The sequence below is a fragment of the Bacteroidota bacterium genome, assembly GCA_018831055.1.
Classification (GTDB): domain Bacteria; phylum Bacteroidota; class Bacteroidia; order Bacteroidales; family B18-G4; genus M55B132.
Genome location: JAHJRE010000210.1, coordinates 1 through 11,310, shown reverse-complemented (window position 1 = coordinate 11,310; position 11,310 = coordinate 1). Strand labels below are relative to the sequence as shown.

The 11,310-nt window shown below is 47.4% G+C and carries 11 protein-coding genes; all 11 read left to right on the top strand.

Annotated features, from left to right (window positions below):
- Nucleotides 1–555: hypothetical protein (locus KKA81_14030; GenBank protein ID MBU2652043.1), on the top strand; the 555-nt coding region annotated here is incomplete at its 5' end.
- On the top strand, nucleotides 552–1,673 hold the full coding sequence (locus KKA81_14025; protein MBU2652042.1) for a glycosyltransferase: 1,122 nt from the start codon (nucleotides 552–554) through the stop codon (nucleotides 1,671–1,673). The genes KKA81_14030 and KKA81_14025, both read left to right, overlap by 4 nt.
- Complete coding sequence (locus KKA81_14020) at nucleotides 1,651–2,643, top strand: glycosyltransferase (GenBank protein MBU2652041.1); 993 nt, start codon at nucleotides 1,651–1,653, stop codon at nucleotides 2,641–2,643. Before KKA81_14025 ends, KKA81_14020 begins: the two co-directional genes overlap by 23 nt.
- Before the next feature lie 2 nt (nucleotides 2,644–2,645).
- Nucleotides 2,646–3,533, top strand: coding sequence for a glycosyltransferase family 2 protein (locus tag KKA81_14015; GenBank protein ID MBU2652040.1), 888 nt, complete (start codon nucleotides 2,646–2,648; stop codon nucleotides 3,531–3,533).
- Between the two features lie 26 nt (nucleotides 3,534–3,559).
- Nucleotides 3,560–4,210, top strand: a complete 651-nt coding sequence (locus KKA81_14010; protein MBU2652039.1) for a hypothetical protein — start codon at nucleotides 3,560–3,562, stop codon at nucleotides 4,208–4,210.
- Nucleotides 4,211–4,219: 9 nt separating this feature from the next.
- Nucleotides 4,220–5,221, top strand: coding sequence for a glycosyltransferase (locus KKA81_14005; GenBank protein MBU2652038.1), 1,002 nt, complete (start codon nucleotides 4,220–4,222; stop codon nucleotides 5,219–5,221).
- A gap of 8 nt (nucleotides 5,222–5,229) precedes the next feature.
- A complete protein-coding gene (locus tag KKA81_14000) occupies nucleotides 5,230–6,456 on the top strand; it encodes a glycosyltransferase (protein ID MBU2652037.1) in 1,227 nt (408 codons plus the stop codon).
- 10 nt (nucleotides 6,457–6,466) lie between these two features.
- Nucleotides 6,467–7,771 (top strand): glycosyltransferase, encoded by a 1,305-nt coding sequence (locus KKA81_13995; protein MBU2652036.1) that lies wholly within the window; start codon nucleotides 6,467–6,469, stop codon nucleotides 7,769–7,771.
- A complete protein-coding gene (locus KKA81_13990; GenBank protein MBU2652035.1) occupies nucleotides 7,756–8,937 on the top strand; it encodes a glycosyltransferase family 4 protein in 1,182 nt (393 codons plus the stop codon). Before KKA81_13995 ends, KKA81_13990 begins: the two co-directional genes overlap by 16 nt.
- A 9-nt stretch (nucleotides 8,938–8,946) precedes the next feature.
- Nucleotides 8,947–10,308 (top strand): hypothetical protein, encoded by a 1,362-nt coding sequence (locus KKA81_13985; GenBank protein ID MBU2652034.1) that lies wholly within the window; start codon nucleotides 8,947–8,949, stop codon nucleotides 10,306–10,308.
- Nucleotides 10,308–11,310 (top strand): glycosyltransferase family 4 protein (locus KKA81_13980; GenBank protein MBU2652033.1); only part of this gene is annotated, 1,003 nt, incomplete at its 3' end. The genes KKA81_13985 and KKA81_13980, both read left to right, overlap by 1 nt.

The following is an 11,310-nucleotide window of genomic DNA, read 5'->3' as shown; positions in this document are numbered from 1 at the left end:
CCCGTGATACATGCAACGGTGATGATGAAGACCGGAATGGTAAAAGACCTGGGAGGCTACCGAACAGAATTCCTTACCTCTGAAGATGTTGACCTGTGGCTCAGGATACTGGATAAACACAGGATAGCCGTTTTGAATCAATGCTATTACTTTGTACGGCTTAATCCTACTTCAGCTACAGTCAGGCACCAGTCGTCGGTAAATTTCTACCGCGAACTGGCCTTAACCTTCGCTGCAGAAAGGCGTAACAGCGGATCGGATCCCCTGATGCGGGGAGAAAACATGCCTCTACCCCCTCCTGCTGAACCGGCTCCGGAAAAATCATTGCCCCGCCCAGGCACATTTGTAAGGGACGACCTTAGCTTTTATTACAATATCACGGTAAATGCACGTGATTGTGTCAACTGGAGAAAAACTGCATCCATTATACTTCACAACGGGTGGAAGAAACGCCAAACTTATCGCTTACTCCTTTTCCCGTTGATCGGCAGGAACCTGGTAAAAACAGGTTCAGGAATAAAATCATGGTTCAGGAAAAAAAATCACAGCCAATGAGACTCCTGTATTTCGGATCGGATCATCCCTGGCCGGATCTTCTCAAGGAAGGTTTCAGGCGCCGGAATACCTGGCTGTTAAAGACTTTCAACGAATCAACATATTTCTCCGAAGTTATTAATGTCAGGAAAACCACCTTCGGGTCATTCTTTGTAAAACTATTCCGGCCGTGTTACGGGAAACATTACCACGATCTGTATTATACCTCCTTTTTCCCGGTTTGGCTAAAAGGGTCTTTTTTCAGGATGGCCGACCGGCTGCTGAACCGTTTGTTTTTTCTGATTCAGGGATACCGGAACCTAAGCCGGAACGAGAATATTATCTTTTGTTATTGGCCGAAGGGTTACACGCAGGCAAGGGAGCTGAAGCTCCGCGGGAGATACTTCCTGGATACGGATCATAACATCATTGATGATGAAAACCTCCACAGCCATAAGAAGGAAGAGCAGGAAAAACTCCTTCTTGATGCTGGAAAGAATTGCGAATATGTCATTTCCGGTGCCAGAAGCATGTTGAAATGGTACTTTGAACATGGCTTTGAAAATATCTACTTCATGCGTAATGGCATTTATCCCAAACCTTTTGAGGAAGCAGAGCCTGCCATCCTGGGTTTCGGAAAACCGGTGATAGGATATATCGGAACCATATCCAAATGGATTGATTATCAGGCACTGGACTATCTGATACGGAAAAATCCTTCCTGGAACTTTCTGGTTTACGGTGCAGCATTCAAGAATAAGATCTCGGAAGAGCTGGCTACCCAACCCAATTGTCATTTCATGGGGCCCCTGAAACCGGAAAACGTACCGGAAACCATAAAATCATTTACGGCAGGGCTTAATCTATACAGGAACGAGTCCTGGCTGGATGTCGACAGCATGAAGATTTACGAATACCTGGCTGCCGGCACCCCGGTGGTAAGCCTCGAATATCATCCCTTCCTGGTAGAAGACTTTGATGGATTGCTTTACCTTGCAAAAGATGCGGAAGAGATGGATCGCATCCTTAACGACATTGTAAAAGGAAATATCCGGCCCAGAGATGCCGGTCAATTCCTGGAAGAAAATTCATGGAAACAAAGAGTTGACGCGTTTTATGAAGAAATCATCAGAAAATAGTGATGTGCTGATAAGCATAGTGATCCCTGTGAAAAATGGCAGTTCCACTCTTCGTTCCTGCCTGGATGGGATCTTTTCTCAAACCCTGATCAGTTCCACGGAGGTGATTGTGATCGATTCCGGGTCAAACGACGGAACCCTGGAGATACTGGAGACATACCCCCTGAAGGTGCACCAGATCGAACCCCGGGAATTCAATCACGGCAGCACGCGTAACCTTGGGGTAAGTTTGTCGAAAGGCCGTTTTGTGGTTATGACCGTGCAGGACGCTACCCCTGCTGATGATAAATGGCTTGAGACCATGCTGAAGCATTTCGATGATACGCAGGTTGCCGGTGTGTGCGGACAGCAGATTGTCAGGCATGATGCGGATAAAAACCCCCTTCAGTGGTTCAAACCGCGGGGTGAAGCCGACATAATATGTTACCGCTTTGAAGATCCTGCCGTATTTGAGCGTATGCCAGGAAAAGAACAACACAGTTACTGCAACTGGGACGATGTGAACGCCATGTATCGCAAAGAGTTCCTGGAAAAAATACCATTTCATCATATCTCTTTCGGCGAGGATACCCTTTGGGCCCGCGATGCATTATCGGCAGGATATGCTATTGTGTATGACTACTCAGCCAGGGTATATCATTATCATCACCAGAATTTCCGTTTCTACTTTAAAAGGACTTTTATCATTCATTATCAGACATATAAATTTTTTAATTACATCCGTTTTTCAGGAAATGTGATCAAAAAGCTGGCGGTGATGAGTGTGCGTATCCGAAGGCTGCCCATGAGCCGAAAGGAAAAATGTTACTGGTGGAGATATAATCTGAACATCATCATGGCCAGGGCCTGGGCAACATGGCAATTCTCTTTGATCAGTCGTTTCCAGGGGATGGAAGGTATCGAAAAAGCATTAAAAAGAAAGGTGGGCTTACCCCCACAGGGAGTACAAAACAAACCAAAAACCTTATAACTATGGCAAATACCGGGGAAAATCCGCTCGTTAGCGTACTCACCACGGTTTACAACCGTGAAAAGTATATTGCAGCTGCTATTGAAAGCATACTGGCATCGACATACGAAAATTTTGAGTTAATTCTTGTGGATGACCAGTCGAAAGACGGCTCTGTAGAGATCATTCGCAAGTATGAAAAGATGGATGCCCGCGTACATTTGTTTATCAACGAAAAGAACCTGGGCGACTATCCGAACCGGATGAAAGCAGCCGGCCTGGCCAAAGGGAAATACATCAAATATGTCGATGCCGACGACATGATCTATCCAACGGGCCTGCAGGTGATGGTATCCATGATGGAGCAGTTCCCGGAAGCCGGATACGGGTTGTTTTCCCTGCCCCAGGATAAAGAGAGGCTTTACCCTTATCTCCTGACACCGGAGCAGGCATACCAGAGACATTATTTCAAAGAGCGTCTCTTCCATAAAGCTCCATTATCGGCCATAATATTAAAAAAGGCCTTTGACGATATTGGGGGGTTTACAGGAAAACGCTTCATTGGTGACTTTGAATTCTGGCATATAATTTCCAGGAAATACCCGGTAGTTCTGGGTCCCCAGGGTGTAGTATGGTACAGGGAACATGAGGAACAGGAGATGCAGGTCAACCGTACCGATTTCACCGTGCCATTCAAATACCTGCGTTGCTCCGAAGAAATGCTTCAGGATCCCGATTGCCCGCTAAACAATGAAGACCGGGAAAAAGCCCTGAGGAAGGTAAAATGGAACGAAGCCAGGTACATCCTGGGTGTTGGAAAGAATCACTCCATCCGTACCGCCAGGGCATTGAAGAAAGAATCAGGAATGAGTTTCTGTGAGATCGTTCGCAGAGTTAGCGGCAAACACTGATGGAATAACTGAAAAACCAATACTAAATGAGAATAACTTCTGAGAAAATCAGGCATGTCGTATCCAATCCATTCAGGATCTTTGTATGGATGATCACACGCCTGCCCTATTTCCGGTTCATCCGGGATACACAGGACCAGAACGACCGTATCTCCTTCAACCGCTGGTACAAGCAGAAAGTGCTGGGGTACAACCGTGAGGCTTACTGGCCTACCCACTTTACCAGCCGCATCCTGGGGGCAAAAAACATCCTGGTGGGTGTCGGGACGAATCCCGGTTTTATTCCGGGGTGTTATATCCAGGGATCCGGGAAGCTGTACTTCGGAGATTACACTTTCATCGGCCAGAACTGCGGCATACTCAGCGGTGGTCACGAGATATATGAGCATATGAAGCAGTTCTCAAAAGAGACACGCATAGGAAGCTATTGCTGGATAGGCATGAACAGCATGATCATGCCGGGCGTGACGCTGGGAGACCTTACCGTGGTTGGAGCAGGCTCGGTTGTTACAAAATCCTTTCCCGAAGGGAATTGCATCATTGCCGGCAACCCGGCAAAATTCATTAAGAGCCTGGATCCTGAAAAACTTGTCAGGATGAATTACAGGAAACCCTATATAGGATACATACGCAAGGGAAAATTTGAAGCATACCGAAAAAAGTATTTGAACATTTAAATTCTATTTATGACAGGAATCGCCCGTCCTCTGGTATCTATCATCATCCCTGCCTACAATTCAGGTTCCAGGATTGCCGAAACCATTGGCTCATGCCTGGAACAAACCTATCCCGAACTGGAAGTCATTGTGGTGGACGACGGTTCGAAGGATGACACGGCAGCGATAGCCGGGGGTTTCGTGCACGACCCCAGGGTAAAAGTGATAACCCAGGAAAACAGCGGAGCCTGTGCAGCACGCAACCACGGGATAAGGTTAAGCAAAGGGAAATATCTTCAATTCCTTGATGCCGATGATCTTTTAAGTCCTAACAAGATCGAATCCCAGGTCGTTGCTCTCGAAAAGGAACCCGGAAAGCTGGCCATGTGTACAACCGTGCATTTTTTCGATGGCCAGGATCCTTATCAGCAACCTCTTCCGGATGAATCATTTTTCCTTTACGACACCGATGATCCGGCTTCCTTTCTTACCCGGCTTTGGGGTGGGGATGGCAAGACTTCGATGGTGCAGACCAGTGCATGGCTCACACCAAGGGATATCACCGACCGTTGCGGGCCCTGGGATGAAAGCATCCTGCTCGACCAGGACGGGGAATATTTTGCACGGGCCGTTCTGTTAAGCAAAGGCTTATGTTTCACAAAAGGAGTGAACTATTACCGTAAATACATTTACGGGCGCAATGTGGCCGGACAATCCTTCAAAAGGAAAAACCTGGAAAGCGCACTGTATGCCCTGGAAAAGAAAAGCAGCTACCTCCTGGAAAAAAAGGACGACGCCGGTGTAAGAAAAGCTATTGCTACACAACTTTTCGACATCGCCATCAATACCTGGCCACAGTATCCCGACCTGACCCGCGATATCCTGAGAAAAATCAAAGCCCAGGGACAAAAACCCAGAATGCCCGTCCTCGGCGGCAAAGCAATTGAATTGATCAAAAAGATCTTTGGCTGGAAAGTGGCAAAATACGTTTCTTACCACTATCATAAAAAGCTTATTCACAGGAAAAAATAACCCAGGTTATGAAACACATCTGCATACTCACACAAAGCCATCTCTGTCGTAACCCACGGGTTGTAAAAGAAGCCAATGCCTTGCACCGAGCGGGGTACAGGGTTACCATTCTCACTACCTTCACCAATGAGGCACAGCGCCTGGAAGATCTTACCCTGATTGATGAAGGCATCGAATTGAGAGGGGTTGAAAATATCATCCCCGGGCAGACCGGAAAGTGGCACAACATGAAAACCCGGATGGTCAGAAGGATAGCATCGGAGATGATCAGCAGGTTGAAATGGGAGAATGTGGAATCACTGGGATATGGCTTTCACAGGAATCTGCGCGCGGCTGTTGCTCAGAAGGCAGATCTTTACACCTGTCATCAGGAGATGGCCACCGTGATCGGATGTAAGCTGCTGAAAAAAGGCTTCAGGGTTGCATTTGACCTGGAAGACTGGTATTCGCACGACCTGCTGCCTTCGGCCAACCGCTACCGTCCACTGAAACTTCTTTCTGCTCACGAAAAATATGCATTGAACCATTCCCCCCTGGTTTACACAACATCTGAAAGCATGGCCAGAGGTATGCAGGAGTTTTACGGTGGGAAACAAGCTGAGGTCCTGTATAACGTATTTCCCTGGGCAGAAAGAGAATGGCTGGATGGGAAGTATCTTGATCGCATCAATCGCGATAAGCCGTCTATCCACTGGTATTCGCAAACCATTGGGCCCGGCAGGGGGCTGGAGTTCCTGGTTGGGGCACTCAATAAGGTAAAAACCCCGGTCGACCTGCATCTGAGAGGCAACTGCCGTCCCGATTATGAAAACAAACTCAGAAGTATCCTGCCCGCCGGCAAAGAGCATGGATTGTTTATCCACCCCCTGGTTCCACACAAGGAATTACTATCCAGGATTGCCGAGCATGATATTGGCCTTGCCCTGGAAGAATACACACCCGACAGCCGCAACCTGACCATCACCAATAAGATCTTACAATACCTCCTGGCCGGATTGCCTGTGATCGCATCCGATACAGCCGGTCAGCAGGAAGTGGCACGGTTGGCGCCTGAAAGCGTTTTCCTGTTTGGTAACAAGGATGAGAACGAACTGGCACACAACATAACACTGTTGCTGGAAGACCGCGGCAAGCTGGAGCGTTCAAGGAAAATGGCGCTTGAATACGCGAAACAGACTTTTTGCTGGGAAGTACAGGAGAAAAAGCTTACAGGATGGATAGAGAAACTGATTTAACACCCGAAACATGAAGGAATTACTGATCATCTCACCCAACTTCCCTCCCATTAACGCAGCCGATATGCACCGGGTAAGGCAATCCCTTCCGTATTTCCGGGAAATGGGATGGAACCCCACGGTCATAGCCGTTGAACCACAGTACGTTGAAATGGGCCAGGATCCATGGTTGCTGGAGACCATCCCCGATGATATTGAGATATATCGCATCCCGGCTTTCAATACCCGGTGGACAAGGAAATTCGGGTTGGGAAACCTTGGGTACCGTTCCCTTTGGTACTACAGGAAGCTGGTAAAAAAGCTGATGAAAAAGAAACAATTCGACCTTGTTTATTTCAGTACGACTGCTTTTCCGGTGATGACACTTGGTCCATGCTGGCAAAAAAAATATGGCATCCCATTTATCATCGACATGCAGGATCCCTGGCGCAACGATTATTACCTTACGGTTCCGAAAGACAAAAGACCGCCCAAGTTCCGGATTGCTTATCCTATGGCAAAATACCTGGAAGCCAAAACCATGGTAAAGGTGAACGGTATCATTTCCGTCTCCGATGGGTATCCGAAAACGCTGATGGAACGCTATCAGAACATTACGCAGGAAATGTGTACCGTAATCCCTTTCGGCGGAGCATCCATCGACTTCGATGTCCTTGATAAGCTTGCACTGGAAAACAAACTGTTTAAAAAAGACGACGGGAACATCCATACGGTTTACATAGGAAGGGGGGGGCACGATATGTATTTTGCCCTGAAATCTGCATTTCTGGCAGTTAAAGAGGGCCTTGACCGCAATCCTGAACTCTACAAACGGATCAGGATGTATTTCATAGGGACCAGTTATGCCCTTGATGGCAAAGGAATAAAAACCATTGAACCCATTGCCGGGGAGGTAGGTATCCCAAACCTGGTGCAGGAGATAACCGACCGTCTGCCTTATTTTGAAGCCATGAATGTGCTAAGGGAAGCCGACATGGTTTTCATACCCGGTTCGACCGATGCACAATACACAGCTTCCAAGCTCTACCCGTATATCCTGAGTAAAAGACCGCTGCTGGCAGTCTTCGACGGCAGCAGTTCGGTTGTTGAGATACTTGGCAGGACCCGTGCCGGTGAGTGTGTGACCTTCACCGCAGGAGATACTCCGGAAAAAGTAAGCAGGGATGTTCTCGAGGCGCTAAACCATATCCTGGAGAAACTGCCCTTTACGCCTGACACCAACTGGAAGGAGTTCGAGCCTTATTCGGCGAGGGAGATGACACGCAGACAGGTTGAATTCTTTGAAAAAACCTTAACAGCATGGCAGAAAAGATAAAACTGGCGATCATAAGTACGCATCCCATCCAATACAATGCGCCCCTGTTCAAGCTTCTGAGCGGATCAGACCTTATCCTGCCCAGGGTGTTCTACACCTGGAGCCAGAGCATGGAAAAGGTCGAGGATAAAGACTTTGGCAAGACCATACAATGGGATATCCCATTGCTGGATGGTTATGAATATGAATTTGTTGAGAATATCTCAAATCGTCCGGGTACCGGTCATTTCAGCGGGATGGTAAACCCGGGACTTATAGCGGCTATCCGCGACTGGGGGGCACAAGCCCTGTTGGTTTATGGCTGGAACTTCAAGAGCCACCTGAAGGCCATGCGCTATTTCAAAGGCCGTATCCCGGTGTTTTTCCGTGGCGACTCAACCCTGCTCGACGAAACCGGAGGCTATAAACAAAAACTTCGCAGGATATTTCTGAAATGGGTTTACCGGCATACGGATTATGCTTTTTACGTTGGCACAAACAATAAACGTTACTTTGAAAAGCATGGGATCCCTCCCGCCAGGCTGTTCTTTGCCCCGCATTCCATCGACAACAATCGGTTTTATGACCATAACGGAGATTACCGGGAAAAGGCCAAAGTTATGAGAAAAGAGGCCGGGATCCCGGAAGATGCCATCCTGGTGGCTTTTACCGGTAAGTTCCAGCCCAAAAAAGATCCACTCCTGCTGATCAACGCCGCCTTGCATCCTGATTGCAGGCACCTGCATTTTCTCTTTGTAGGAAACGGGATATTGGAGGAACAGATGAGAGCCGCCTCGACCGGAGCAGGAAACATACATTTCATGGGTTTCAGGAACCAAAGTGAAATGCCGGCGGTATATTACATGGCAGATGTCATCTGTTTGCCTTCACGAGGCCCTGGGGAGACCTGGGGACTGGTCATCAACGAAGCCATGTCGTGCGAACGGGCTGTCGTCGCCAGCAGTAAGACAGGTTGTGCCATCGACCTGATAGAAAATGGCAAAAATGGTTATATTTTTGAGGCAGGAAACGCCGAAGAACTGACCGCAAAACTATCCGGGCTCCGGACACATGAAATAACAGCCAACATGGGGGCTGAATCGCGCAGGATCATCAGTAGCTGGAGTTATGAAAAAACGATGGAAGGCTTTGAAAAAGGTATTCTGACGGCTTTTGGGAAAATCTGATACGCTAAAATGTACATCTCGCAAAAAAATATCATCATTGCCGGTAGCGGGTTACTGCTTTACCTGCTGCTGGAGGTTTTTTCCGGGATGTATTTCCTTTCCAGCGCAGGTCTGGCACTTTCCCTGGTGATCTTCATGAAGTTCGTGAATGATATTGGCAACAAAATAGAAATACGCGACGTGATCGCCCTGATCGCGGCATTGCAATGGCTGGTTGGCCCTATCCTGGCCTATAACTTCCTTCCTGAACACCCGCTTTACTATATGTCGGTAAGCGAAGAAGTATACATGAATTATGTCTTCACAGGAACGTTCATCTTTATCATAGGAATGTACCTGCCTATAGCCCGCGAGCGCACCATAGGAAAAGAACAATTTGAAGTTCTCGAAAACTTCGTTCAAAACAGGAAATCGTTAGGGTATATTCTCATCGGGATCGGTTTGCTGTTTTCATTCATGAGCAAATTTGTACCCGGAAGCCTTGCCTTTCTCTTCTACCTGCTGGGAAATATGCAGTTTGTAGGTATTTTCATTGTCCTTTTTGCCGATAAAAGTTTTAGCAAATGGATAGTCTTTGGTGCAGTGATGGGTGCTCTCATTCTTAATTCCGTAGCTATCGGCATGTTTCATGAATTGATCATCTGGATGTTGTTTACTTTCCTGATCGTTGCATTCATCGTAAAAATGGGGATGGGGGTGAAAATTACCATCATGGTCACCGGCATTGTTGTCATGTTACTGATCCAATCCATCAAGGAAGAATACCGCTATCTCACCTGGTATTCCACCAGCAACAAGAGCAATACCGAGATTTTCCAGGATATACTTTTCCAGAGGCTGACCGATCCCCGCTATCTTTTTCAGGAAGAGGTGCTGAACAATGCCGGGGCCCGTCTGAACCAGGGCTGGATCATCTCCCGCATCATGGATCACATTCCCCGCCGTAATACTTTTGTCAAAGGGGAAACCGTAAAAAATGCCATATCGGCTGCTCTTTTACCCAGGGTTTTGGCCCCTTCGAAAGCCAAAGCCGGCGGGCATGAGAATTTTGAGCGCTTCACAGGGATAGAACTGGCCAAGGGTACATCCATGAACCTGAGTATCATTGGCGAAGCTTACGGGAACTTCGGGGTTACCGGAGGCATCCTGTTCATGCTGATCCTTGGCTTATTGTATAATGGGATCATCGTACTGATCATAAAGCTCTCGCATAACAACCCGACACTGATCCTATGGCTTCCCCTGTTGTTTTTCCAGGTCATCAAAGCGGAAACCGACTTCGCTATCGTCATTAACCACCTGGTAAAATCGGCCATGGTGATCTTTGTGGTCTTCTACGTCTCTAAAAGCATTTTTAAAATCCGAATGTAATGGAAGAAAAGATAAACGTAGTATATTTTTTCAGGAAGCCCTTTCAGGGGAACCACAGTATTGAAGAGCTGTTTGGGTTCATCCAGTCATCGTTGCCCGAAAATATTTCATTCAGGAACTGCGTGATGAAACACCACAGCAAAGGTCTTTTGCCACGGTTATTCAACGTGATGCAGGTCCGCAGGTCGCAGGGACAGGTAAATCATATCACGGGTGATGTGCATTACATTGCAAAAATGCTCAAACGCCGCCGTACCATCCTCACCATCCACGACCTGGTTGCTTTGAGGCGCAGCAGTGGCATCAAACACCGCATCCTGAAGCATTTCTGGTATACCATGCCGGCACGGTGCGTTAAATATATCACGGTTATCTCCGAAAATACACGGAAAGAACTGTTGGAGGCAGTAAAAATCAATCCCGAGAAAGTAGTAGTGATCCACGACTGTGTTTCACCGCAGATCAGATATTCCCCGAAAAAATTCAATACGGAACAGCCCAACATCCTGCAGATGGGCACAGGACATAACAAGAACCTCGAAAACATCATCCGGGCCATATCGGGAATGAAGGTAAAACTGACCATCCTGGGTAGACTGCGTGACCACCAGAAAGCCTTGCTTGAAGAACATGGTATCGTATATGAAAACCATTACGATATCAGTTACGAAAAAGTGATGGATTTATACCGGGAATCCGACCTGGTGACTTTTGTCAGCACGTATGAAGGTTTTGGATTGCCCATAGTTGAAGCTAACGCGACAGGGAGGCCCATCATAGCAGGCAACAACACATCCATGCCCGAGGTAGCCGGTGATGCCGCCATCCTGGCCGATCCGTATAATGTGGAAGAGATCAGGGCAGGAATTGAAAAGATTATCCAGGATGCAGATTTCAGAGAAGATCTGATCCGTAAGGGATTAAAAAATGTCGAGCGTTTCCGTCCGGAATATATAGCCCGGAAATACGCCGGATTGTACGAAAAGCTTTTAAAAGAATTAT